The 25,356-nt window shown below is 40.5% G+C and carries 27 protein-coding genes; 22 read left to right on the top strand and 5 right to left on the bottom strand.

Going from position 1 to position 25,356, the window contains the following annotated elements; translation table 11 throughout:
- The first annotated feature begins 4 nt into the window (after positions 1 to 4).
- The 4 genes from NE535_RS00720 (at position 5) to NE535_RS00705 (ending at position 2,135) form a co-directional block, all read left to right on the top strand.
- Positions 5 to 814, top strand: a complete 810-nt coding sequence (locus tag NE535_RS00720; protein ID WP_261296778.1) for a YdcF family protein — start codon at positions 5 to 7, stop codon at positions 812 to 814.
- Positions 807 to 1,481 carry a DUF2982 domain-containing protein gene (locus NE535_RS00715; RefSeq protein WP_261296777.1) on the top strand — a complete coding sequence of 225 codons (675 nt, stop codon included), beginning with the start codon at positions 807 to 809 and terminating at the stop codon, positions 1,479 to 1,481. Before NE535_RS00720 ends, NE535_RS00715 begins: the two co-directional genes overlap by 8 nt.
- Positions 1,444 to 1,596 (top strand): hypothetical protein, encoded by a 153-nt coding sequence (locus NE535_RS00710; RefSeq protein ID WP_261296776.1) that lies wholly within the window; start codon positions 1,444 to 1,446, stop codon positions 1,594 to 1,596. Before NE535_RS00715 ends, NE535_RS00710 begins: the two co-directional genes overlap by 38 nt.
- Before the next feature lie 131 nt (positions 1,597 to 1,727).
- Positions 1,728 to 2,135 (top strand): GFA family protein, encoded by a 408-nt coding sequence (locus NE535_RS00705; protein WP_261296775.1) that lies wholly within the window; start codon positions 1,728 to 1,730, stop codon positions 2,133 to 2,135.
- Between the two features lie 40 nt (positions 2,136 to 2,175).
- On the opposite strand, the gene NE535_RS00700 is transcribed toward NE535_RS00705, so the two are convergent.
- The 3 genes from NE535_RS00700 to galE form a co-directional block, all read right to left on the bottom strand.
- Complete coding sequence (locus tag NE535_RS00700; RefSeq protein WP_261296774.1) at positions 2,176 to 2,526, bottom strand: bactofilin family protein; 351 nt, start codon at positions 2,524 to 2,526, stop codon at positions 2,176 to 2,178.
- A 122-nt stretch (positions 2,527 to 2,648) separates the two neighbouring features.
- Positions 2,649 to 3,128: a ferredoxin-type protein NapF gene (gene napF / locus NE535_RS00695; protein ID WP_261296773.1), complete on the bottom strand. Its 480-nt coding sequence runs from the start codon at positions 3,126 to 3,128 to the stop codon at positions 2,649 to 2,651.
- 40 nt (positions 3,129 to 3,168) lie between these two features.
- Positions 3,169 to 4,185, bottom strand: coding sequence for a UDP-glucose 4-epimerase GalE (gene galE / locus NE535_RS00690; protein WP_261296772.1), 1,017 nt, complete (start codon positions 4,183 to 4,185; stop codon positions 3,169 to 3,171).
- A gap of 316 nt (positions 4,186 to 4,501) precedes the next feature.
- Here galE and phhA point away from each other — a divergent pair, with 316 nt between their 5' ends.
- The 7 genes from phhA (at position 4,502) to NE535_RS00655 (ending at position 12,401) form a co-directional block, all read left to right on the top strand.
- Entirely contained in the window at positions 4,502 to 5,305 is an 804-nt protein-coding gene (gene phhA / locus NE535_RS00685) for a phenylalanine 4-monooxygenase (protein WP_261296771.1), read from the top strand.
- A gap of 66 nt (positions 5,306 to 5,371) precedes the next feature.
- Positions 5,372 to 5,710 carry a 4a-hydroxytetrahydrobiopterin dehydratase gene (locus tag NE535_RS00680; protein WP_188839443.1) on the top strand — a complete coding sequence of 113 codons (339 nt, stop codon included), beginning with the start codon at positions 5,372 to 5,374 and terminating at the stop codon, positions 5,708 to 5,710.
- 161 nt (positions 5,711 to 5,871) lie between these two features.
- A complete protein-coding gene (tyrR, locus tag NE535_RS00675; RefSeq protein WP_261296770.1) occupies positions 5,872 to 7,410 on the top strand; it encodes a transcriptional regulator TyrR in 1,539 nt (512 codons plus the stop codon).
- A gap of 271 nt (positions 7,411 to 7,681) precedes the next feature.
- Entirely contained in the window at positions 7,682 to 8,668 is a 987-nt protein-coding gene (locus NE535_RS00670) for a fumarylacetoacetate hydrolase family protein (RefSeq protein WP_261296769.1), read from the top strand.
- Positions 8,669 to 8,738: 70 nt separating this feature from the next.
- A complete protein-coding gene (maiA, locus tag NE535_RS00665) occupies positions 8,739 to 9,389 on the top strand; it encodes a maleylacetoacetate isomerase (RefSeq protein ID WP_261296768.1) in 651 nt (216 codons plus the stop codon).
- 9 nt (positions 9,390 to 9,398) lie between these two features.
- Positions 9,399 to 10,058 carry a nucleotidyltransferase family protein gene (locus NE535_RS00660; protein ID WP_261296943.1) on the top strand — a complete coding sequence of 220 codons (660 nt, stop codon included), beginning with the start codon at positions 9,399 to 9,401 and terminating at the stop codon, positions 10,056 to 10,058.
- A gap of 414 nt (positions 10,059 to 10,472) precedes the next feature.
- Positions 10,473 to 12,401, top strand: a complete 1,929-nt coding sequence (locus tag NE535_RS00655; RefSeq protein WP_261296767.1) for a DNA topoisomerase III — start codon at positions 10,473 to 10,475, stop codon at positions 12,399 to 12,401.
- A 125-nt stretch (positions 12,402 to 12,526) separates the two neighbouring features.
- Here NE535_RS00655 and NE535_RS00650 read toward each other — a convergent pair whose 3' ends face one another.
- Positions 12,527 to 13,888 (bottom strand): MATE family efflux transporter, encoded by a 1,362-nt coding sequence (locus NE535_RS00650; protein ID WP_261296766.1) that lies wholly within the window; start codon positions 13,886 to 13,888, stop codon positions 12,527 to 12,529.
- Positions 13,889 to 13,919: 31 nt separating this feature from the next.
- Here NE535_RS00650 and NE535_RS00645 point away from each other — a divergent pair, with 31 nt between their 5' ends.
- Entirely contained in the window at positions 13,920 to 14,534 is a 615-nt protein-coding gene (locus tag NE535_RS00645; protein WP_261296765.1) for a riboflavin synthase subunit alpha, read from the top strand.
- Between the two features lie 291 nt (positions 14,535 to 14,825).
- Here the strand turns inward: NE535_RS00645 and NE535_RS00640 are convergent, their stop codons facing one another.
- On the bottom strand, positions 14,826 to 15,026 hold the full coding sequence (locus NE535_RS00640) for a CPXCG motif-containing cysteine-rich protein (RefSeq protein WP_261296942.1): 201 nt from the start codon (positions 15,024 to 15,026) through the stop codon (positions 14,826 to 14,828).
- A 310-nt stretch (positions 15,027 to 15,336) separates the two neighbouring features.
- Between NE535_RS00640 and thrS the strand changes: the two genes are divergently transcribed.
- The 10 genes from thrS (at position 15,337) to NE535_RS00590 (ending at position 25,223) form a co-directional block, all read left to right on the top strand.
- The gene (gene thrS / locus NE535_RS00635) at positions 15,337 to 17,265 is read left to right on the top strand and encodes a threonine--tRNA ligase (RefSeq protein WP_261296764.1); all 1,929 of its coding nucleotides are present in this window, start codon (positions 15,337 to 15,339) and stop codon (positions 17,263 to 17,265) included.
- A gap of 3 nt (positions 17,266 to 17,268) precedes the next feature.
- Positions 17,269 to 17,811, top strand: a complete 543-nt coding sequence (gene infC, locus NE535_RS00630) for a translation initiation factor IF-3 (RefSeq protein WP_248986376.1) — start codon at positions 17,269 to 17,271, stop codon at positions 17,809 to 17,811.
- Between the two features lie 89 nt (positions 17,812 to 17,900).
- The gene (gene rpmI / locus NE535_RS00625) at positions 17,901 to 18,095 is read left to right on the top strand and encodes a 50S ribosomal protein L35 (RefSeq protein ID WP_055023949.1); all 195 of its coding nucleotides are present in this window, start codon (positions 17,901 to 17,903) and stop codon (positions 18,093 to 18,095) included.
- A gap of 18 nt (positions 18,096 to 18,113) precedes the next feature.
- Entirely contained in the window at positions 18,114 to 18,473 is a 360-nt protein-coding gene (gene rplT, locus NE535_RS00620; protein WP_188839453.1) for a 50S ribosomal protein L20, read from the top strand.
- A 762-nt stretch (positions 18,474 to 19,235) separates the two neighbouring features.
- The gene (gene yoaA / locus NE535_RS00615; protein ID WP_425347428.1) at positions 19,236 to 21,191 is read left to right on the top strand and encodes a DNA repair helicase YoaA; all 1,956 of its coding nucleotides are present in this window, start codon (positions 19,236 to 19,238) and stop codon (positions 21,189 to 21,191) included.
- A 48-nt stretch (positions 21,192 to 21,239) separates the two neighbouring features.
- Entirely contained in the window at positions 21,240 to 21,947 is a 708-nt protein-coding gene (tsaB, locus tag NE535_RS00610) for a tRNA (adenosine(37)-N6)-threonylcarbamoyltransferase complex dimerization subunit type 1 TsaB (protein ID WP_261296763.1), read from the top strand.
- 100 nt (positions 21,948 to 22,047) lie between these two features.
- Complete coding sequence (locus tag NE535_RS00605; RefSeq protein WP_261296762.1) at positions 22,048 to 22,470, top strand: hypothetical protein; 423 nt, start codon at positions 22,048 to 22,050, stop codon at positions 22,468 to 22,470.
- Positions 22,471 to 22,758: 288 nt separating this feature from the next.
- On the top strand, positions 22,759 to 23,457 hold the full coding sequence (locus NE535_RS00600) for a M50 family metallopeptidase (RefSeq protein WP_261296761.1): 699 nt from the start codon (positions 22,759 to 22,761) through the stop codon (positions 23,455 to 23,457).
- Positions 23,454 to 24,296, top strand: a complete 843-nt coding sequence (locus NE535_RS00595) for a class I SAM-dependent methyltransferase (RefSeq protein ID WP_261296760.1) — start codon at positions 23,454 to 23,456, stop codon at positions 24,294 to 24,296. The genes NE535_RS00600 and NE535_RS00595 overlap by 4 nt, the downstream gene beginning before the upstream one ends.
- A 3-nt stretch (positions 24,297 to 24,299) precedes the next feature.
- On the top strand, positions 24,300 to 25,223 hold the full coding sequence (locus tag NE535_RS00590; protein ID WP_261296759.1) for an alpha/beta hydrolase: 924 nt from the start codon (positions 24,300 to 24,302) through the stop codon (positions 25,221 to 25,223).
- Positions 25,224 to 25,356 lie beyond the last annotated feature (133 nt).

Here is a 25,356-nt window from a genome sequence, read left to right as displayed (position 1 = left end):
TTAGATGTTCTGGGTTAAAAAAATCGTTTCACAGTTATTTATGCCCATTCCACTTACGATATTACTGATGCTTTTAGCCGTGGCGCTTTGGCGTTTTTCATCGTTAAAACTCAAGTCGTTGGCTTGGTTGTGCTTTTGTGGCGCGATGATTTTACTGGGTGGGTTAAGTCAAACAAACATTAGCTATTTTTTAGCGGACTCGCTAGAGTCTCAATACCCGATTAATTCACAAGCTTTTACACCTCATTCCGCTTGTTGGGTAATGGTGCTTGGCTCTGGTCACAGTGATAAAGCCGATTTGACAGCAGTACAACAATTATCCTCTGTGGCATTAGGCCGATTAATGGAAGGCATACGCCAATTATCGCTTGGTAAAGATTGCCAATTGGTTGTTAGTGGCTGGAATGGCGGTTTTATGCAATCGGCTCATGCCAATGTCATGAAACAGGCCGCCATTGAGCTAGGGATTAATCCCAATAAAATAACCACTTTCCCCGATGCCAAAGATACGATAGAAGAAGCCATATTTTTATACTCTTTAGTAGGTCAACAGCCTTTTCGGTTAGTCACATCTGCTACTCATATGCCTCGTTCGATGATGATTTTCAACTCGTTAGGTATGCAAGCAGAAGCCGCGCCGGGAAACTTTATTGCTAATAAAGGGTTATGGTGGCGACTTGATGCCGATAACTTACTTAATTCTCAGAAAAGTATTCATGAATATCTCGGTATGCTGTGGATTCAAATAAAAGGCGTGTCAGCAGATCAAATGGTGAATCAGGTTGTGATGCCTAAGGCGGATATAAATGAGTGAGACGTTAACGATTCATCCGCAAACCAAGCGTAATGGCCTTACACTCGCGATATCAGGAGCGGTAGGATTATTATTGAGTCTGATTTTATTTATAAAGCTAAGCCATTTATTCGCTTTTTCTTTAGTTATTTTCGGCTTGTCGATTGTAGGGCTTTTATTGGGCATTGCTAAGTTAAATGAGCCTGCTGTGAGTCTTGAATTGACTAAGGCTGGATTGACGTATTTTCATCGTCGAGGTCAATTCACAATAGGGTGGGATAATATTCAACGACTGGATAATGCACGTGTTACTCAAAATATGGAATTATTCGAATTGCCCTATCTTGGCTTTAAAGTGAAAAAGATGAATCCTATTTTAGATTCTATTTCGCCTCGGTTAGCAACTGGACTGTTAACAGAGCAACGCCCATTGTTGATGACAGCCGCCACTCACGATGAAGACTTACAAAGTTTAGAACGTTACATAGGTGCAGAGTTTAACCCTTTTGTCAGTCATGGTGAGCGCTATCGCGGCGTATTAGCTATGTTTGGGCGTCGCAGTGAAACCTTAGCAGAAAATTTGGGCTACCATTTGTACATTTCACACGATGCCCTTGATAGAGATCCTAAGCAGATGGTGAGTTTACTTCGTGAGTGGCAACAACAGGCAACAATCAACAACACTTAAGATATTTGCTTGCTTAAAACGATTAAATCGCGGATGTAATTGCTGCGATGCCGATGCCGATGCCGATGCCGATGCCGATGCCGATGCCGATGCCGATGCCGATGGAGTGACTTAGATATTTTCAAAAATGAATCGATTCAATCAGCAAACTGCCACTTGCCTTTAGGTTCTTCAACTCATTTGAAGTCGCTTTAGTGGCTTATCTTTTATGGGTTTTCTGTTTTAGGCTTAGTTTAAGGGGAGATGATGAAAACCAATGAAATTTTGCTAGGTGGGTGTTTATGCGGTGCGATCCGCTATCAAATAGACGGAGCGCCGTTTGATGCAGATTACTGTCATTGTCGCCAATGTCAGTTGTCATCCGGTGCAGTGATGATGGTGTGGATGGATTTTAAGCATCAGCAAGTGAACTGGTTAAAGGGTAATGTGACTGAGTTTGCTTCATCCGAAAAAATCCGCCGAGGATTTTGTCAGCAATGTGGCTGCAGTGTTAGCTATCGTCATATGGATCACCCTGATTATCTCACGCTCTCTATTGCCACATTAGATAACCCCAATCTAGTGACGCCAAACTATCATATTTTCACTGACAACCAGGTGACTTGGTTGGCACTTGAAGATAAATGTTCGCGTTATCCTCAAGCAAGACTGTAGTTTCTACTTGCTAAAACGAAGTGAAATTAAGTTATCAACATTAAGCAATATTCAATTTAGCATCACGATGACGTTGGCCTAAAAATTGTCCACCATCAATGACTTCTAGCTTTTCACAGTAGGCATCGCCTTCAAATAGCCCGGTCGATGATATGTGCAGTTTTTGGCATTGCACTGTGCCTTTAACCAAACCGGTAATACTTATATCCTGACATTGGATATCACCGTTGATTTCGCCGCCAGCTTCAACAACCAAATTGCCTTGCGTAAATATGTCTCCAAGTATTTTCCCGCTGATCATTACATCACCGTTAAAATTAAAATCACCTGTTAGTTCACAGCCTTGGGCAATAAAACTCAGTTGCGGACTGTCTTTTTTTTGAGTGAACATGTTAAAACTCTTGTTATTATTGACGTGTTGTTAGCTTCAATCTTGTAATTGATTTTGTATCATCATTTTGACTGGCATGTAAATAAAAAATCATATCCAAGCAGTCTTGAACATGTGTTTTGTCAGGTGCTTGCCAAAGTAACCGCATCAGAAGGGCAGGGTGATACACAGGCACCGCAGCCTGTGCAGGCACTCACGTCAATAACGGGTTTAGGCACTTGGCCAACAGCCATAACGAAGCTGATCGCTCTTGGGTCACAGGCATCTTTACAACTTTGACACCATACACCCGTGTTCGTTAAACAAGAATCCTTAATTGACGCGGTAATTGTCCAAGGCACAGATTGTTGAGCATCAAATATAGGTTCTTTGCAAGCCGTTACACACTTTTGACAAAAAGTGCATTCATCAATAGTAAAATCAACCTCAGGAAACCCTCCATCACCGCGTTTGATGATATGGGTCTCGCAAGCTTTTATGCAATTGTCACAACGAGTGCAAATATCGGTAAATTCAATATCAGCTTTTACCCAAGGAGGTCTTAATGCTGAACTATTCCGACGGTTAAATAAACGTCGACGACCTTGGTCGATTTGACTCATTGTCACTCCTTGCCAAAATAACAGGCAATTAAACAGAAAATTAGTTAGGTTTGTAACCGTTTGGGTTATTTGATTGCCATTTCCAGGTACTGCTTGCCATATCTTCAATTGAATGTGTTGCGGTCCAAGCTAATTCTTTTGCCGCAAAATTGGGATCGGCATAATATTCTGCAATATCGCCAGCTCTTCGGTCAGTTATCTCGTATGCAATTGCTTTACCGCAGGCTTTTTCGAATGCCTTAACCATATCTAAAACACTGTAACCTACGCCTGTACCTAAATTATATGTTACCAGCCCAGGTTGCGTATTCAGTTTATCTAAAGCTTTTAAGTGCCCCATTGCTAAGTCGACAACATGAATATAATCACGCACTCCAGTGCCATCTGGCGTGTCATAATCGCCACCAAATACACTTAGTTTGTCGCGTTTACCGACAGCAACTTGTGAGATAAATGGCATAAGATTATTGGGTATATCGTTTGGATCTTCACCAATTAATCCACTGTCATGGGCACCAACGGGGTTAAAGTAACGTAAGCAGGCAATGTTCCATTCCTGATCAGAGCGGTAGAGATCTGTCAAAATATGTTCAACCATTAATTTAGACTGACCGTAAGGACTGGTTGCTCCTGTAGGAAAGTCTTCTTTAATGGGCAAACTAGCGGGTTCACCATAAACTGTCGCTGAAGAGCTAAATACCAAGTTTTTCACACGATACTCAGCCATAACCTGACATAAGACTATGGTGCCGGTGACATTGTTTTCATAATATTTAAGTGGTTTGGCAACCGATTCTCCAACAGCCTTTAGGCCAGCGAAGTGAATGACTGAATCAATAACGTGATCTGCAAATATTTTTTGTAATAAGGCTTTATTAAGCACATCGCCTTGATAAAAGGTGATTGGTTTATGGCTGATTTTTTCAGCACGCTTTAGGGCTTCGATTCTTGAATTTGAAAGATTGTCTATAACGATGACATCCTGTCCGATAGCTAATAATTCCACCACGGTATGAGTGCCGATATAGCCTGCACCGCCAGTAACCAAAATTGCCATGTTTAATTCCTAAAAAGTATTGAGCATTGAGGTGTTCTATTACAGTTATTGTAATTCAGCTGACTAGAATTACTATAAAAACCCAGTATTTAAGTTAAATTTAATTGGTTTTAGCGACATGTTGTCACCAGATGGAACAATACTTATCCAAAGTATAGTGCTGATTTTATTGTTCATTTTTAGTTTTATGTGCAATCTGTATTTATATGTTTACAATTCAAGCTTGTTGCTGCACGGACTATAAACTGTGAGGTAGTTAACAAAATTGTTCGGATGACACAATATGAATGCAGTGAAGTTGACGTAAAGTGGAATTATGAGTAACGCAGCAAAGTATATTTCTCACCAACCTGATAGCCAAGGATATATTAATTATTCTGAGCAAGAACACGACCTTTGGCAGCAGCTGTATCAGCGCCAAATAACTAACTTGCCAGGGCGTGCGTGTGATGCCTATTTACAAGGAATTGATGCGCTTAATATGTCAGTGGATAAAATCCCACAATTACCGGATTTAGATCGTGTTTTAACCAACACCACTGGCTGGAAAACGGCCGCTGTGCCGGCATTGATTTCTTTTGGTAAGTTTTTTGAATTATTGGCAAGTAAGCAATTCCCTGTAGCGACGTTTATCCGTACTAAGGAAGAATTTGATTATTTGCAAGAGCCAGATGTTTTCCATGAAGTATTCGGCCATTGTCCCTTACTGACTAATCCCGCGTTTGCAAATTTTTCGCATATGTATGGACAATTAGGTTTAGCCGCCTCAAAAGAAGATCGCGTATTTCTGGCACGTTTATATTGGTTCACGGTTGAATTTGGTTTGATGCAAGCTAAAGAGGGGCCATTGAACATATATGGCGGTGGCATTTTAAGTTCGCCAGGCGAAACATTATATGCACTGGGTGATAAGCCTGAACGACGTCCATTTGATTTATTAGATGTACTGCGCACCCCTTACCGTATCGATATTATGCAGCCAATATATTATGTGATTGAACACATTGATTACTTGGATGAAATAGCCAAAATGGACATCATGGCTTACGTAAAGCAAGCCCGTGAGTTAGGGATGTTTGAACCTACATTTGCCCCCAAAGTAAAAGTGGCTAGCAGTTAACTTGTCTATCAGTTAAATAGTTTTTTTCAAAATAAACAGTAAATTAAGATGTATTTAGGAGTTCCAATGACCGCACTATCCGAAATGAAATGCGAAGCTTGTCAAGCTGATGCCCCAAAAGTAACCGATGCAGAGCTTGCCGAATTGGTTAGAATGATCCCTGATTGGGCAGTACAAGTGCGTGATGGCGTGATGCAATTAGAACGTGTATATAAATTTAAAAACTTTAAATTAGCAATGGCGTTCAGTAATAAATTAGCTGATTTAGCAGAAGAAGAATTTCATCATCCAGGAATTTTTACCGAATGGGGTAAGGTTACTGTGACTTGGTGGTCACATTCAATTAAAGGTCTGCACAAGAATGATTTCATTATGGCTGCCAAGACCGACCAGTTACTAGATTAACAACAAGACATTTCAATTCAGCATGTTACGTTAACGTAATGTGCTGAATTCTTTCTCTGTTACAATTCTGCTGTAAACTTCACTTGCCACCACCCACATAACACACTACCGTATGCTCAGTTTCCAAAGAAAACACTAATAAATTAGGGAATCAAAGCATTATGCGTTTGGAAGTGAGCTGTAACGATCGCGTCGGCCTCGCGAAAGACATCCTCGTCGTACTTGAAAAATATGGCATAAATTTGATTGCCATTGATGCCAGCAACAAAGGTTTTTTGTATTTACAATTTGCCGAAATCAGTTTTGAAATGCTGCGAGAACTGATGCCACTTATTCGTAAAGTGGAAAGTGTGCACGATGTGCGTACTGTGTCATTTATGCCATCAGAGCAAGAGCATTATGCATTAAAAACCTTACTCAAAACCTTACCTGATTCTGTTTTTTCGCTTAACTCAAAAGGGCGCATACGGATTGTGAATGAATCGGCATTGTTAACCCTAAATATGGCTGAGCATGAAGTGGTTGATGAATCGCTTAATCATTGGGTGCAAGGTTTCAATTTTTCCCGTTGGCTAAGTGAACCTCAAGTTCCCGCTGTTGCATCCCGTGTGACTATTAATTCCAATGAATATTTAGCTGAAATGCTACCTATTTACTTGCCTGATGATAATGATAAAACCATTCTTGCAGGCGCGGTAGTTTCTCTTAAATCACCTGCCAGAGTTGGTAAACAGTTCAATGCATTACAAAACCAAACTACAGGTTTTGATAATGTGTTAGCGGTGAGCGACAAGATGAAAGACGTGCTTAAGCAAGCTAAACGTATGGCTCAACTTGATGCACCGTTATTAATTACCGGCGAAACGGGTACCGGCAAAGAGTTAATGGCACGTGCTAGCCATGATGCCAGTATGCGTAGAGAACATCCTTTTATTGCGATTAACTGTGCGGCGCTGCCTGACAGTGTGGCAGAAGAAGAGTTATTTGGTTTTGTCAGTAATGGTCAAGTGGTCAAGCGGGGCTTTTTTGAAGAAGCTAAAGGCGGCACAGTCTTTTTAGATGAAATAGCCGAAATGTCTAAGGCTGCTCAGGTTAAATTATTACGTTTACTGCAAGATGGTGCTTTTAGACGCATGGGCGGGGATGAAGAAGTACGCGCCGATGTAAGGATCATTTGTTCTACTCAAAAAAATCTGGCTGAACTTTGCCAAGCGGGTGAGTTTAGAGAAGATTTATATTATCGAATTCATGTGCTTAGTTATCACATGCCATCATTGCGTGAGCGTAAAGTGGATGTCATTCCACTAACAGAAATGTTTTTAGAGCATTACAGCCAGCAACTTTCTAGCCCGTTACGCCGTATTTCTGCCTCATGTCGTGATTATCTGTTCACTTATGCCTGGCCTGGAAATGTGCGTCAGTTAAAAAATGCCATTTTCCGGGCGGTTTCAATGTGGGATGGTTCGGCTGAATTAACAGTAGAACAGCTAAAGCTTCCTTCTTATGCGGAAGGTTTTGGCTATTTTGATGAAGAGTTTGAAGGCACATTAGATGAGGCCATGAAAGAGTACGAAGCTAATTTGTTACGTCGTTTGTATCCTGCTTATCCAAGCACAAGGCAATTAGCTAAAAAGCTTGGCGTTTCACATACTGCAATTGCCAATAAATTGCGTGATTATAGTATTTCAAAAAAGCGCTAATCGAGGCGTAATAAAATGGTGTAACGTTTTAATGCCAATTTTTTGCTGACAATCTGAACAAAGCAAGGCTTGAAAATCATCATTTTCAGGCCTTGATTATAAGTGTATATAAATATTTACAAAATAGGGGTTAAAGATAAAAAATGTGATTCAGCGCATAAGCTATTTATTGTGTGGGATATCGGTTATTTCTATCATTAATCAAGCTGTCATTGTCTGATTTAGCCCGCCTTCTTTATGGCTAACAGATGTTTTGAATTTAGGAGCAATAATGAAACTTGCAAGTTATAATAATGGTCGTCGTGATGGCCAACTGATGTTGGTAAGCAAAGATTTAACTAAAGCTGTTGCTGTACCTGCAATTGCTCACACTATGCAGCAGCTACTTGATGCGTGGGATTTATTAAACCCACAACTGCAAGAATTGTACGAAGCATTAAATGCCGGTCAAATGGACAATGCCATCGCATTTGATGAGTCTAAATGTTTGTCGCCATTACCACGAGCTTACCAATGGGCTGATGGCAGTGCCTATGTCAATCACGTTGAATTAGTACGTAAAGCCCGTGGCGCTGCAATGCCTGAAACCTTCTGGACAGATCCATTGGTTTATCAAGGTGGCTCTGACAGCTTTATTGCTCCTAAAGCCGATATCGAAATGGCCAGCGAAGAATACGGTATCGATTTTGAGTCTGAAATTGCAGTTATCACTGATGATGTTGCTATGGGTGTTAGCAGCGAAAACGCCGCCAAACACATTAAATTACTGATGCTGGTTAACGACGTGTCATTACGTAACCTTATTCCTGGTGAACTTGCCAAAGGTTTTGGCTTTTTCCAATCAAAACCGTCTAGTGCTTTTTCTCCTGTTGCTATTACCCCAGATGAACTTGGCGATAAGTGGCAAGACAGCAAAGTACACCTACCATTAGTGACACACTTAAACAGTGAATTATTTGGTCGTCCTAATGCGGGGGTCGACATGACCTTTGATTTTAGTCAATTAGTGTCTCATGTCGCAAAAACTCGTCCATTAGGTGCTGGCGCGATTATTGGTTCGGGCACGATTTCTAATTATGATCGCAGTGCGGGTTCAAGCTGTTTAGCGGAGAAGCGTATGCTTGAAATTATCGCAGATGGCAAGGCAAGTACTCCTTTCATGCGTTTTGGTGATACCGTTCGTATTGAAATGTTTGATGAGAACAATGTCAGCATTTTCGGTTCTATTGATCAAAAAGTTGTCGAGTACAAAGGGTAACACCTTAGTCAATTGTGAAAATTTAGGGCAATAACAGCAGTGTTATTGCCTTTTTTATAGGGGAAATGATATGAAATTATATGGCTATTGGCGTTCGAGTGCTGCTTATCGTGTACGTATTGCGCTTAATCTAAAGCAGTTATCTGCCGATCATATTTCAGTGCACTTAGTCAACAATGGTGGCGAACAGCATAGTGAATCATATCACCACCTGAACCCTCAACATCTCGTGCCTACCTTAGTTGATAGTAATGAGCTGGGTGAATTTAGTTTAAACCAATCATTAGCGATCATTGAGTATTTAGAAGAGAAGTACCCGAAAATTAATGTGTTGCCGACAAATCTTGAAGACAAAGCCGTCGTTAGAGGCATGGCACAAGCGATAGCCTGTGAAATTCATCCACTGGATAATCTAAGGGTTTTACAATATTTGGTAAAAGAAATGGGCATAGATGAAGGCCAAAAAATGCAATGGTATGCTCATTGGATCCATTTAGGCTTTAGCGCGTTGGAAACTCAACTCGAGCGTTATGCGGGCGAGTATTGCTTTGGAAATAAAGTGACTTTGGCTGATATTTGTTTGATCCCACAAGTATATAATGCCAAGCGCTTTAATGTGCCTTTAGCCGCCTATCCTAATATTGTGCGTATTTGGGAAAACTGCCATCAATTAGATGCCTTTATTCAAGCCGCTCCAGAACAGCAAGCTGATGCGAGTTAATTTCTATTGATGTTAACTGATGACAAAACACCGCTATCCAACAATCATTCCTCCCAAACCCAGTTGGCTTTATTAACCACTTGGTTTGAGCAAGATGAGATGCGCATGCAGGCATTAACCGCCTGCTCTGTGGTTTTTAATCGCTTAAACATTAAAGATTGGGCAATTGCTGCAGGGTTTGTCAGAAATTTAGTCTGGGATAAACTACACGGATTTGCAACCAGTGCTCTAAATGACATTGATGTGATTTACTTCTGTGCTTCCGATTTGAGTGAGCACACTGAATTGTTCATTCAGCAATTATTGAATGACATTATTACGCTGAATTGGTCGGTAAAAAATCAGGCAAGAATGCATATTCGTAATGGCGATGCACCTTATCTTTGTTGCCTTGATGCGATGGAGTATTGGCCTGAAAAACAAACGGCGGTAGCGGTTAAACTAATAGATAGTATCGTCAATGAACAACATTATTCTGTTCAATTGACTACAGTTGATGCATTTCATCCGCCGTTAAAATTAATGTTTATTTTTGCCTTTGGTATTGAGCATTTGTTTAATCTGACGTTATCCCACAACCCTAGACGTTTATTAACCGTCTTTGAGCAAAGAGTCGGACAAAAACAATGGCTGATCCGCTATCCTCAATTAATCATTAACCGCAACTAGAACTTGAGATATCAATAAGCAATATTTAAATATCTATATTCAACTACTTATCACGGCCAAGTTTGCACTTTGTGCTGGTAACAAGGCACAATTTACGAGCCAATAGCTGGCCTATTACCACTAAATTCAACACTGTTAGCAGTGCAAGTGGCTATTTGATATCGATTTAGTCTTCCGAGCTGAGATTAATTAAATCGCCATTCTACAGGCATTGGAGTGAGTTTTTAGTTATCTGCGCTTGCTAAAACTAAACCGCTCAGTTATTTTACTGTTATTATATACAGTGTTTTGTTGGCGTATTTTATATTCGTGAAATTCAGTTATGGTTTTTTGTATCGATAAACGATGCATATCCGCATGAATATCAGTGCTGCAAATGTATAAAACTAATCCGATGATGGTAGGTAAACCAATTTGAGATTATTTATTGCAGAAAAACCGAGTCTTGGTCGGGCATTAGTCGATGTCTTACCCAAACCACACCAAAAAAATGATGGTTTTATTAAAGCGGCTAATGGTGATGTGGTCACTTGGTGCATCGGCCATTTGCTCGAGCAGGCCGAACCCGAAGCATATAACCCCGATTATAAAAAGTGGGCGGTAGAGCATCTACCAATCGTGCCTACAGAATGGAAGTTGGTTGTTAAAGCCAGTACCAAAAAGCAATTCACTGTGGTTAAAAAGCTCATTAAACAGGCTGATGTACTTGTTAATATGGGCGATCCAGATCGTGTTGGTCAGATCCTAATTGATGAGGTCATCAATCATTGTGGTGTGTCTAAAGCCCAAAAAGCTCAAGTGATGCGGTGTTTGATTAGCGACCTAAATCCAGCCGCGGTAACAAAAGCCCTAAACAATCTGCGTAAAAATACCGACTTTATTCCATTAGCCACATCAGCCTTAGCCAGAGCCAGAGCTGATTGGCTATATGGTATCAACATGACTCGCTTATGTACGCTACAAGGGCGTCAGTCAGGCTATAACGGTGTGTTGTCTATTGGCCGGGTTCAAACACCCGTGCTTGGGTTGGTGGTGCACCGTGATCTTGAAATCGCCAATTTTATCTCTAAACCCTTCTATGAAGTCGTGTGTCAATTTAAAACCCCGTCTGGAGAGTTTTATCAAGCTAAGTGGCTTCCCAGCAAAGCCTGTGAGCCCTATATGGATGAAGACAATCGTGTTTTGTCTAAAGCGTTAGCTATGAATGTCATCTCCAGAGTGCAAGGACAAACAGGCAAAATTGTTAAGGTCTCACAAGATAAAAAATCTACACCTGCGCCGTTGCCTTATAGTTTATCTGCTTTGCAAATTGACGCTGCTAAACGGTATGGAATGAGTGCTCAAACTGTGCTTGATACGTGTCAGCAATTATATGAACGCCATAAATTAATTACCTACCCGCGTTCAGATTGCCGTTATCTGCCCAAAGAGCATTTAAATGATGTTCCGCAGGTAATTAACGCCATTGCTCATTCATGCGCCGCATTAAATGGTGCAGCTAAAAATGCTAATTTAAGTTTACAAAGTAAGGCGTGGAATGATGCTAAGGTAAGTGCTCACCACGCGATTATTCCAACATCAAAATCAATCGATATGAGCCGTCTTTCTGCGGCAGAAAACAACATTTATGAACTCGTCGCACGCCAATATTTGATTCAGTTTTATCCTCCATTTGAGTATGTCGATAAGCAAATTGATACAGAGGTATCAGGCGGATTATTTATTGCCAAGCAAAAGGACGTTGTATCACAAGGCTGGAAAAGCTTGTTTCCCACAAAGCCAAACACACAAGGTGACGGTGAGTTTTCTGCAACGAGTTTGCCCTATGTTGAAAAAGGCGATCAAGTAGACTGCCAGCAAGCTGAGCTCAAAGAAAAGCAAACAACGCCACCTAAGTTTTTTACCGATGCAACCTTGCTTGCTGCAATGACAGGTATTGCGCGTTATGTCACTGATGCTTCTATTAAAAAGGTATTGCGGGATACGGACGGTCTGGGCACAGAGGCGACTCGTGCAGGCATCATCGAGTTATTATTTAAAAGGCAGTTTCTGACCCGTAAGGGGAAAGATATTCGCGCGACAGAGGTCGGCACCCAGTTAATTTGTTCTCTACCAACACGGATGACAATTCCCGATATGACAGCACATTGGGAGTCACAGCTTGAAGCTATTAGCCAAAAAGAAATCAAGTATGCACACTTTATGGACCCTATAACTCAAAGCATAGATGAGTTAATTAATGAGGTTAAAGTCGTGACTTTCACTGGTTTGAAAGGAAAGGGCAAACCTTATAAACCCAAAAGGACCTATAAAGCTAACAAAAAAACAAGTTTCAAAAAATGAAGCATTAACAAGCGTTGCAAACAGCCACGTTTGTTAATGCTTGGCCTGCCTAGAAGGCAAATTGTTGAGTTGATTTATCGTATTTTTAGCTTTAACGATATTCAACAATTGGCATTAGGCCGAACTTAATCTAACTCAACAAATACGATCCCTTTGCGCTGGATGTAGATTAGCCTTCCGCCAAATAAAAATGCTGCTGAAGTTAACCCCGCGATTAAGCCAGCCCAGAAACCATGTGCACCCATAGCAGGTACAATAATGTCTGTGTATGCAAGCACATAACCCAATGTCATACCGACAAACCAATATGAAAAGAGGGTAATATAAAATGCGCTGCGGGTGTCTTTATAGCCTCTTAATGCTCCTGCAGCTACAACCTGAATTGAATCGGATATTTGATACAGTGCTGCCATTAACATCAAGCTACCTGCTAAAGCAACCACAGCAGGGTTATCATTGTATAGCAGGGCGATTTCTTGTCTGAATATCACAGTTAATATTGCTGTTATCATTGCTAGAGACAAAGATAAGGCGAGGGCAACATAGGTGACTAGTTTGGCGATATCCGTTCGCTCACGTCCAAGGTAATAGCCGATACGAATGGATGCGGCAATACCAATTGATAATGGCAACATGAACACCATAGATGAAAAGTTAAGTGCTATTTGATGGCTTGCAACAACGTTAGCCCCTAATGGCGCCAAAAATAGCGCAATGACGGCAAACAAGCTGACTTCAAAAAACAGCGCCATAGCAATAGGGAATCCTAATTTACTCATGGACTTCATTGTTGACCATTTTGGGGCAAAAAAATGTTTAAAAGGAGCAATCTCAATGAATTTTTTATCCACTAACATGTAGATTGCCATTGAGATAAACATCGCCCAAAACACCATAGCGGTCGCCACACCACAACCAGCACCACCCATCGCCGGCACTCCTAACTCACCGTAGATAAAGATGTAATTGGCAGGAATATTCACCGCTAAACCGACAAAACCAATGATCATGGTTGGCATAGTGTAAGAAATACCTTCACTACAACCCCTAAGTACTTGATATAAAGCAAATGCTGGTGCACCCCACAATATCCCATCAATATAGCCGACCGTGAGGCGATGTAATTCGGGCTCTAAATCCATAAACGCCAGAATATAACTGGAAGAGGCTAAAAAGAACATCACACCTAAAGCTCCAATTATGGCAATATAGCCAGCTTGAAAAAGTAAATTTGGGATCACCTTTTGATTATTCGCGCCATGATGCTGCGAAAATACTGGAGTGAATGCCATTAATAAGCCTTGCACAAATAATATTGCTGGTAACCACAAACTGGTGCCGACAGCCACTGCAGCCATATCGACAGCACTGACGCGTCCTGCCATAACGGTATCAATAAATCCCATCATGGTTTGGGTGACTTGTGCTATTAAAATAGGTAAGGCAAGTTGTATTAATCGCTTGGCCTGAAAGCCGGTGTTGTTCATATTTAGCCCATCATTAAACGAGAGTTATGTTATGTTTACAGGAATTGTACAAGCCACATGTGAAGTGGTTTCGATTCAACAGCAAGCTGGATTGAAACGTTTTGAAATTGCGCTAAAGCCTGAATTGCTTGACCGTTTGCAGATTGGGGCAAGTGTTGCCACCAATGGCGTTTGCTTAACGGTAACTAAGATAGCGAATGATAAGGTTTTCTTCGATGTAATGGAAGAAACATTAAGCCTGACAAACTTAGACAAAGTTCAAGAGGGTGATCAAGTTAACATTGAGCGTTCACTCACCTTCGGCAGTGAAATAGGTGGCCATATATTATCAGGGCATATTCATACCCAAGCCCAAATTGTATCTATTAGTGATACACCTGAGCATTACGATATCGAGCTTGCTGTCGATGCAAAGTGGAGGGATTATATTTTTTATAAAGGCTTTGTTGCAGTTAATGGTTGTAGTTTGACTGTTGGGCAATTAACGGAACGCGGTTTTAAACTTCATCTTATTCCAGAAACATTGCGCTTAACTAATCTTGATTTGCAAGCAGTTGGTGACAAAATGAATATCGAGATTGATAGTCAAACTCAAGTTATTGTTGACACAGTTGAACGTATTCTGGCTAAAAAGCAATTAGGCTAATGCCAAGTCATTATATTGATAGTGACTAGGGACCGTATAACCTTTTAGGTTGTCTTTGATGTGAATTATTGGCCATTGATACAAGGCAGGGGCTTTACAGTCTAGTGACTTTAGGTAACAAGATGATATCGCACGCAGTTAAAATGGCCAACAGACGCTGTCCGAAGGGAACGGCCGAAAACACATTAATAAATCGTGTTAAGTGAATTTTGCTACAGCTAGGCAGCACTCCAGTTGTCGAGCTTTATTGGTTTTATCTCAAACAACTACACCAACAGAGAGCCACAGTCCCTAATATATTTGCTCATCATCAGAATCAATAAACAGTTGTATTGTGCGCCTGTTGTCATCTAAATGCATTTTTATATGGATTGGATTACAACAGATTCGACAATCATCATAATAATCCTGATCGCCACAGCTAGCATCAATCGTGACATGTTGATGATGCCCGCAGTGGGGGCAACTTATAGCCTTAGATAAAAGCTTCATCATTTCTCTCCTAAACGCCTTTGCAGTATGAGTATGACACCCAGTTATCTCATTTGGTTGGCTGTCATTTATAAATATAGTCGCCCAGTAATAATCTGCATTCAGTGCAAGGTATTATATTAAACCGTTCGGAGCTGATTTTTACCAATGTTAAAGGTTGATTCCCCTTAAGGTTGTCACATACAATTGACGGCTACATTTTTGGGTCATTAAGACTCTTGTACTGTCTTTATTCCATTAATGTTCATCACTTATTTTAAATTAAACCAAGTGGCCCTACGTGTGGGTCACCACTGGCCAAGGAATTTTCATGCCTATTATTACATTGCCTGATGGCAGCAAACGTGAGTTTGCCAATCCTGTATCTACTCTCGATGTTGCAGCTGACATTGGTCCTGGCTTAGCCAAAGCCTGTATTGCTGGTCGCGTTAATGGCGAACTAAAAGACGCCTGTGACATTATTTCTACCGATGCGGATTTATCTATCATCACGGCTAAAGATGAAGAAGGTGTTGAAATTCTTCGCCATTCTTGTGCGCATTTGTTGGGGCATGCTATTAAGCAATTATGGCCTCAAACCAAAATGGCTATTGGTCCTGTTATCGATAACGGCTTTTATTATGATATTGATTTAGACCATAAACTGACTCAAGAAGATATTGATGCGCTAGAAAAACGCATGATGGACTTAGCCAAAACAAATTATGATGTGGTTAAACGAGTCGTGTCTTGGCAAGAAGCCCGTGACGCATTCAGCGAACGTGGTGAAGAATACAAAATAGCCATCTTAGATGAGAATATCAGCAAAGATGCAACGCCTGCTTTATATCATCACGAAGAATATACCGACATGTGTCGTGGTCCTCACGTACCTAACATGCGTTTTTGCCAACACTTTAAATTAATGAGTGTTGCGGGTGCATATTGGCGTGGTAACTCTGACAATAAAATGCTGCAACGTGTCTATGGTACAGCATGGGCAGATAAAAAAGCCCTTAAAACACATTTAACCCGTTTAGAAGAAGCGGCAAAACGTGACCACCGTAAAATTGGTAAGCAATTAGATTTGTACCATATGCAAGAAGAAGCACCTGGAATGGTATTCTGGCATAATGATGGTTGGAGCTTATTCTTAGAGTTAGAAAAGTTCATTCGTCAAAAACTAGGTCAATACACTTATCAAGAAGTGAAAGGTCCATTAATGATGGACCGTGTGTTGTGGGAGCGTTCAGGTCACTGGGATAAATACTCAGAAGCCATGTTCACCACTAAAAGTGAAAACCGTGAATATGCCGTTAAGCCAATGAACTGCCCAGGTCACGTGCAAATTTTTAACCAAGGGCTTAAATCTTACCGTGACTTGCCATTACGTATGGCTGAATTTGGTTGCTGTCATCGTAATGAGCCATCAGGTTCATTACATGGATTGATGCGAGTACGTGGTTTTACACAAGACGATGCACACATTTTCTGTACGGACGATCAAGTCCAAAAAGAAGTGAGTGCATGTATCCAAATGGTATATGACACTTATGCCACATTTGGTTTTGAAAACATTGTTGTGAAATTATCAACACGCCCAGAAAAGCGTATTGGTGATGACGATATGTGGGATCGTGCGGAAGAAGCATTAAAGCAAGCGCTTAAAGCCAATAATATTGAATTTGAAATATTACCTGGTGAAGGTGCGTTCTACGGACCTAAGATTGAGTTCACATTACATGATTGTTTAGATCGCGCTTGGCAGTGTGGTACTGTACAATTAGATTACGCGTTACCGTCTCGTCTAGGGGCAACTTATGTTGCTGAAGACAATAGTCGCCAGACACCGGTAATGATCCATCGTGCTATTTTAGGCTCGTTAGAACGTTTCCTCGGTATTTTGATTGAAGAATATGCTGGTAAATTCCCAACATGGCTTGCACCAATGCAAGTTGTTGTAATGAATATTACTGACAAACAGTCTGAATATGTTGAAGAAATCGTTAAATTCTTCAAAGAACAGGGCATTCGTGCATCTTTTGACTTGAGGAATGAGAAAATAGGCTTTAAAATACGCGAACACACCTTAAGACGTGTGCCTTATTTATTGGTCGTAGGTGATCAAGAAATGGAAAATAAGGAAGTTGCGGTGCGTACCCGTGATGGTATCGATTTAGGTAAGCTAAAATTAGAAGATTTTGCTACCAAGATACGTCAACAGATTTCGCTCCGTAGTCTAAAATTGTTGGAGGAATAGGTCATAAAGATCAAGAGAGCAGCAGGGCGACAACCAGCGCCTAATAGAATCAATGATGAAATCACCGGTGTTCCTGAAGTCCGTTTATCGGGTTTAGATGGTGAGCCAATTGGTATCGTTAGCATTAAAGAAGCCCAGAGTGTAGCAGATGAAGCAGGGGTAGACCTTGTAGAAATCAGCCCTAATGCTGAGCCTCCAGTTTGTCGCATAATGGACTACGGTAAGTTCCTTTTTGATAAGGCTAAAGCCCAAAAAGAACAAAAGAAGAAGCAAAAACAGGTTCAGGTTAAGGAAATTAAATTCCGTCCTGGCACTGATGAAAACGACTATCAGGTAAAACTACGCAACCTGATTCGTTTTCTGGAAGATGGGGACAAAGCGAAAATTACGCTGCGTTTCCGTGGTCGCGAAATGGCACACCAAAACCTAGGTATGGATCTTTTGAACCGTATCAAGGCTGATTTGGAAGTATATGCGGTTGTTGAATCTTTCCCGAAAATGGAAGGTAGACAAGCAATTATGGTGCTAGCACCTAAAAAGAAATAGTAGGGCAACCAATTAAAAAGTAGCGAAGACTCTTTTGAGGACTTCGCTCGCCTTACGTTTTATTAACGTCCCAATGCGGAGTTTTAGAAATGCCTAAAATGAAAACAGACAAGGGTGTACAAAAACGCTTCAGAAAAACCGCTAATGGTTTCAAGCGTAAACAAGCACACTTACGTCACATTTTGACCAAGAAGAGCACTAAGCGTAAACGTCACTTACGTGCTAAATGTTTAGTAGCTAAGTCTGATGTGCCAGCAATTGCACGTCAACTACCATACGCTTAATTAAAGGAGCAATGAACAATGCCTAGAGTTAAGCGTGGTGTAACCGCTCGTGCTCGTCACAAGAAAGTACTTAAATTAGCTAAAGGTTATTATGGCGCTCGTAGCCGTACTTTCCGTGTTGCTGTTCAAGCAGTAACTAAAGCTGGTCAATATGCTTACCGTGACCGTCGTCAAAAGAAACGTCAATTCCGTCAATTATGGATTGCACGTATCAATGCGGCTTCTCGTCAAAATGGTCTGTCTTACAGCCGTTTCATCAACGGTTTGAAAAAGGCGTCTATCGAAATCGATCGTAAGATTTTGGCTGACATCGCTGTATTCGACAAAGTTGTATTTGCAACGTTAGTTGAAAAAGCAAAAGAAGCTTTAACTAAGTAATTAGTTAGTCGGCTTTGAAAAGAGGAACCTTCGGGTTCCTTTTTTTATGACTAAATTTTAAAAACTTTTGACGATGGTAAGTGTATTCTAGCCAGTTTATACCCAAGTCATTAGTGAGGTGAACCATTAGATTGACTTAGTTCTTTCAATTTGAAACGCATTGTTAAAATACTGGTAGCTCCCATGTAAAACAGGATGGAAATTAACAAAGCTAGAACGCATCCTGGAGCAATTTTCTACAACATTATGCTTAACTATTATTTGAGCTACAGCAGTATGCATGCCGCTGATAAAGTAATTGCTGATTTACTGCCGAGAAATTCTATGATCAACCTAATTATCTCTGGTTTATAAGGTGAAGCAGTCATACCGAAAGACCAACTAAAAATGAAATGGGAATGATCTTAAACCAGCACTATTTTAGTGGCTTAACAAACTTAATTATTGCAGTAGGTAAATGTCTTTATTGGGTAAAACTATGATTGGTCGCTTTCTAATTACACGTTAACGTTGTATTTAATAACAAGGTCAATTGACTCTGCATAGCTCGCCTGTTGTAAGAATACCTCAGTAAAAAATAACACTGTTAACGGGCAACGATCTTTTTGATATGCATTGATAATCATTAGCAGAGGGCATTGATTGAGTGTTATTCTTAACGTTATTCTGGCGTAAGCTTTGACGGCTTGCCACAAGGGCACTGTTATTTAATGATTTGATTATTAAATTTAATAGAAATTAATCAAGAGCATTCAACACACTGTGAATAACACTCGATCATCAATATCACCTAAATTATCCAGTCTTTCTTCACTTGTTATTGATGAGTTTGGTGAAGGTGGGTCTCTATCTCAACATGTACACCAATATCGTAGTCGCCAGGTGCAAACAGATATGGCCGTTGCAGTAAGCGAAGCTATGATAAAAAAGACAAACTTAATTCTAGAGGCTGGTACAGGTGTTGGAAAAACATTTGCATACTTGATCCCTGCATTATTAAGTGGCAAACAAGTGGTTGTGAGTACTGGCAGTAAGAACTTACAAGAACAATTGTTTTTAAAAGATTTACCCGCGTTGCTTTCAATGTTGGATATCACCCCACGAATTGCCTTGCTAAAAGGTCGTAGTAATTATTTATGCCAGCTTCGTTTAGACAAGCAAATGCAGTATGCAAGTCAGTATCGAGAGCAAGCATTAGATGATTTGTTGAAAATTAATCAATGGGCAACGCTCAGTAAAGATGGCGATATTGGTAATTTAACCTCAGTGTCAGAACACTCGTCTGTTATTCCCGGTGTGGTGAGTACAAAAGAAAGCTGCACAGGGAAAAAATGTGACTTTTATGATGTGTGTTTTACACGTAAAGCCCGCTTAAAAGCGATGGAAGCAAAGCTTGTTGTGGTAAACCACCACTTATTTTTCGCAGATAGATTATTAAAGGACACCGGATTTGCTGAGCTGTTGCCTGATCCTGATGTGGTGGTATTTGATGAAGCACATTTAGTTCCTGATATTTGCATCAGTTATTTTGGAAGTCAAATAGGCAGTCGCGAGATTGATAAGTTGCTTAGCCTTTTTATTTCTATTCATAAAAAAAACATTCGTGACAGCATTCAAATAGAACATTTAGCTAATCGAGCTATAATGGCTTTAAACCATTGGCATAATGCCATGTTTGATAGTGCTCAGACAGATTGGCGTCAAGTGCTAGCGACAAAATCTTTGATAGTAAGCTCATGGGAATTACATCAATCTTTAGCTGAATTAGGTCAGCTTGTTACGCACCACTTGGGGCGGGATGATGATCTAGACAATGCATTTGAACAACTTGTTAGTCTAAACGATAGATTAAAAATATATTTTGAATGCCAAGATCCACAAGCGGCATATAGTGTTGAATATGGACCTAGGTTTATTACACTGCGCGCTTCACCTATTAATGTTGCCAAGCAATGTGAGCAGTTGTTTACTCCTAAAACCTCTTGGATTTTTACCTCTGCCACTTTACAAGTCAATCGCCAGCTAAGCCATTTTGCAAAAGAATTAGGCTTACAAAATGCAACACAAGTCATTTTAGACAGTCCTTTTGATTACCCAAACCAAGCTATGTTTTGTGTCCCAAGGCATTTAGGCAAAGTAGGCCAAACACAATTTAGTGCAAAGCAACTTGTTGATGTGTGTGTGCAAGCAATTAACGCCGCACAAGGGCGAACATTTATTCTATTTACCAGTCATAGCATGTTGGAACAGGTTGCCAGTTTATTGCGAAGCCAAGTGAATTATCCGTTACTTGTTCAAGGACAAGCAAGTAAGCAAAGTTTACTTAATAAGTTTCGACAATTGGGCAATGCTGTGTTGTTGGGTACAGGCAGCTTTTGGGAAGGCGTCGACGTAAGAGGTAAGCTATTGAGCTGCGTGATTATCGATAAATTACCTTTTGTATCGCCAGATGATGCTTTATATCGGGCAAGGGCGACAAATATTGAACGTCAGGGTGGCGATCCTTTTGCCGCGATTTCGTTACCACAAGCTGTAATAGCATTAAAGCAAGGGGTAGGGCGGTTGATCCGTGATGAAAAAGATCGGGGAGTACTGATACTGTGTGATAATCGCATTGTAAATCGTGCTTATGGACAAGCTTTTATCAATTCTTTACCCCCAATGCACCGTACCCGTGATTTAGATAGTGCGTTACACTTTTTAAAACAAATCCCTTAAGTTATCATAGCGCCCTAATTTTGATCCCAAACCAAACGGGTTGTAAACATGACTTTTCATTCTCCATTACGTGTACTCGCACTTGATACTTGCACAGAATCTTGTTCTGCAGCCCTTTGTGTTGACGGAAACTTATTTACTCGTATTGCAGATGCTCCGCGCGAACACAGCCAACGTTTACTACCTATGGTTGACGAAGTGCTTAAGGAAGCCAAAATTACACTTGCTGATATCGATGTGATTGCATACGGACGAGGTCCAGGTAGTTTTACTGGCATCCGTATTTGTACTAGCATGACGCAAGGGCTCGCATTAGGTTGTGATTTACCCGTGATAGGTATTTCTACATTGGCCGCTATGGCGCAAATGGCAATAACAGAGCATGGTGCAGAACAAGTATTTTGTGCCATAGATGCACGAATGAATGAAGTTTATGTCGGTCAATTTATTGCTGAAAATGGTATAGCAACGTTAGTTGGAACTGAACAAGTCTGCCTACCCGCAGATGTTGAACTACACTTAGATGCATCCAAATCTATCAAAGCCTGTGGTACAGGATTTGACGCTTATCCAACATTAACTGAATTAGCTGTCTCTATAGAGGTTGTTGAAGCGATAAAATTTCCCGATGCTAAAGCTATGCTAGCACTTGCGGAGTTCGGCGTAAGCCAAGGCATGCAAACATCTGTAGATGATTTAGCGCCAGTTTATTTACGTGACACAGTTACGTGGAAAAAACTACCCGGACGAGAATAATATTGATAAATGCTGTGCGTTATTTTTCAACGATGGTATAAATACTTCACAATAACGCATTAACATTTTCGGTGTATAAAGTCTTGTGAGATAAACATCAATGCAAATTAATTCTACATCGATTCAAAAGACAGTATCTCAACCCATGGTGAAAACCACATTGAGCCAAGCTGTTGCGGGTAATCGCCCGTCAGGCTCTGTGGATGACATTAAACAGATAAACCCGCCTGCACCCAATAATGTTTCTTCCTATACACAGTCCATTCCTCAACCGCTTGAGCAAAATCTATTAAGTCAAAATGAAATAGAACAAGCTGTAACAGATTCGGGCTTATTTGAGTTTACCGGAAAAAGTCCCCGATACGATTTAGCTTCCAATGGTACTGATAACAAAAGCGCAAAAATACAATATGATACAGATATTGAGATGAACCGTGGCGCCATACAGATGTATATGATGACACAACATGCCGCTCAGCGTGATGAGATACAACAAATGGTCGGTATCGATTTATACGTATAAGCGTTATCAGTAATTGAGCTGCTTTTTGAGGAGCCAGTCCATTTACTTTACTTTACTTTGCCTAATTACTTTCAATTGCCACTCAAACCCTAATCAGCATGGATATTTTTATATCTCTGACATGCGCTAAGCACGCTGTGCAGCATTGTCATTGCTATTAACATTTTGGGCTGTATTTAATCAGAATATAAATAGTTTGTATCTTAATGTTTAATAGCCATTCCCTCACCGACTTAATTCTGATTAACTAAACCCATTAATCATTTTTGTTAGGTTACTTAAGTTGTAATGTCTAATGTAAACCGAAATAATCTGTTAACTCAATCTTGTGGAACACCCAGTAGAGGGCGTTTTGTTCTAGAACTTATTGCCGCATTTTTATTAACACGTTTGCCTTATATAAGCGTGCCTTTTAAATGGTTTGAAAGTTATTTTCATGAATTATCCCATGGGATAGCAACTCTATTGACTGGCGGGATTGTTAGCCATATTGAACTATTTCCCAATGGTGCAGGACTTTGTTATAGCCAGGGTGGCAATGCTGTGTTGATTGCATTTTCGGGCTACTTGGGGGCTGCGGTTTGGGGCTACTTGATTTTTTTACTTGCAACCTGGCGTAATGGTATACGTTTTACTTTGTCCATTTTGGCTCTGACTATTCTAGCTTCGGTGGTTTTATGGGCACGAGACCTGCTTACTATCGCTATTTTACTCTGTCTAAGTGGACTTATTTTGTTACCACTTAAATTAAAAAATAGTCGTCCTTTAAACAGTTTACTGCGTATATTAGGCTTGATGATAATACTAAATGCCATGGCTAGTCCTATGGTGTTGTTTGGTTTAGCTGGGCAAGGTGATGCTGTAGCTTTAGCACAAATGACCTGGATACCTGCATGGTGCTGGGTGGTAATTTGGTTAGCGGTTAGTTGCTGTATGCTATGGCTCAGTTGGCAAAAAGTCGATTCAACAAAAGGGAGTATTAAATGAAACGTAAATTAGCGTTAGCAATCATGATGAGTTTTGCAACAGTGGGTCTGTATTCTGCCCCAATTACAGCTCAAGCAGAAGAGATTAAAGTCAATGATGCACTTGCTGCAGCAGTTGCCAGTGATTTTCGCTCTGACACCAATAAATTAAGGGATACATATCGAAACCCTGCACAAACGTTAGCTTTTTTAGATGTTAAAGCTGACCAAACGGTTATTGAACTTTGGCCTGGTGGCGGTTGGTATGCAGAAATTTTAGCACCGTATTTGGCTAAAAGTGGTCAATATGTAGCGGCAAATTTTGAAACAAAACCGGCAGAAGACACCCGTCAAACAGAGTACTATAAATCAGCCGGACTAAAGTTTGAAAAGTGGGTTGAAGATAATAAAGCGACTGTGGGCAATGTACAATTTGTCACGTTAAGTCCACCAGAAAAATTCAAGTTGGGTGAAGATAACTCTGCTGATCATGTGTTAACGTTCAGAAACCTGCATAACTGGGCAATGAAAGGCCAGCTAGAAGGCGTATTTAATGCGGCTTATGCCGTATTAAAAGAGGGTGGGTCCTTCGGTGTTGTTGAACATAGAGCCAATATCGGCATGGCTGCTGAAAGTGGCTATATGGAACAAAATCAAATGGTCGAATTAGCCAAAAAAGCAGGTTTTGAATTGCTTGCTAGTTCCGAGGTGAATGCCAATCCCAAAGACACTAAAGATTATCCCAAGGGTGTGTGGACTTTACCTCCTCGCCTAGCAATGGGTGAACAGGATAAACAAAAATATTTAGATATTGGTGAAAGTGATCGCATGACGTTGAAGTTTATCAAGAAAGCTAAATAATCTATGCCATCAAATGAGTCAAAGCAACATTCATCTCTCGCTTTTCAAGGAGAGCCTCTGACGATCCCTTTGGCTCATTTACCTCTGTCTGCTATACGTTATGGGCATGATGACAAGCCAATTATTTTAGCATGCCATGGTTGGCTTGATAATTTACAGAGTTTTGTTCCACTAGCGGAGGCATTTTTACAATCAGAACTGGCTTTACATTTTCAATTAATTACCTTCGACTGGCCAGGGCATGGACTATCGGCACATAGGCAAGGTTGTTATCCGTTACATTGGGTTGATTATCTATATGACTTAGATGCAGTGGTTAACTATTTTATTCCAGATCCTAATCAGAAAATTATTTTACTGGGACATTCCTTAGGCGGCATCGTCGCCAGTGCTTACAACGCCAGTTTTCCTGAGCGTGTTGCACAACTCATCCTCATAGAAGCATTATCTCCTTTGTTTGAAGATGCAAACCTAAATTCAGCTAGGCTTAAGCGGTGCTTTAAACAACATCGGGGATTATTTAACAAACCTGAATCGAATAAACCAAGAGGATACGCCTCTGTTGATGTGGTGGTAAAGGCCAGGCAACAATTAACCGGGATGGATGAAAAATGGTGTCGATTAATTTCTTCCAGAAACCTAGTGTTCATTGACGGGTTATATTATTGGCGCAGCGATCCAAGGTTAAAGTTAGACTCAGCATATCGAATGACTTTTGCACAAGTCGATGCATTAATGAACCAAAGCGAGACACAAACGTTATTAGTGCTAGGTCATGCAGGTTTTAAGCAGTTAAAATTAGCTAAACAGCAGGCTAGCATATGGTTTAAACGTTTACAGCTAGCAGAAATCGACGGTGATCACCATTTGCATATGAGTAATGCAGGGGAGTTAATCAACTTGATTCGAGCATTTATTCTAAAATAAGCTGTGTATCGCTTAAACCGCTATTATTTTGCTTTCAATTATGTGATTATGTTCAAAATTAAAACGCTTGTATGATTTTCATCACAGGCGATAACGATAACAACACGTAGACTGATTATTGCCAAATCATAAC

Source organism: Shewanella holmiensis (assembly GCF_025370255.1).
Taxonomy (GTDB): Bacteria; Pseudomonadota; Gammaproteobacteria; order Enterobacterales; family Shewanellaceae; genus Shewanella; species Shewanella holmiensis.
This window is presented reverse-complemented; position numbering and strand designations above follow the sequence as displayed.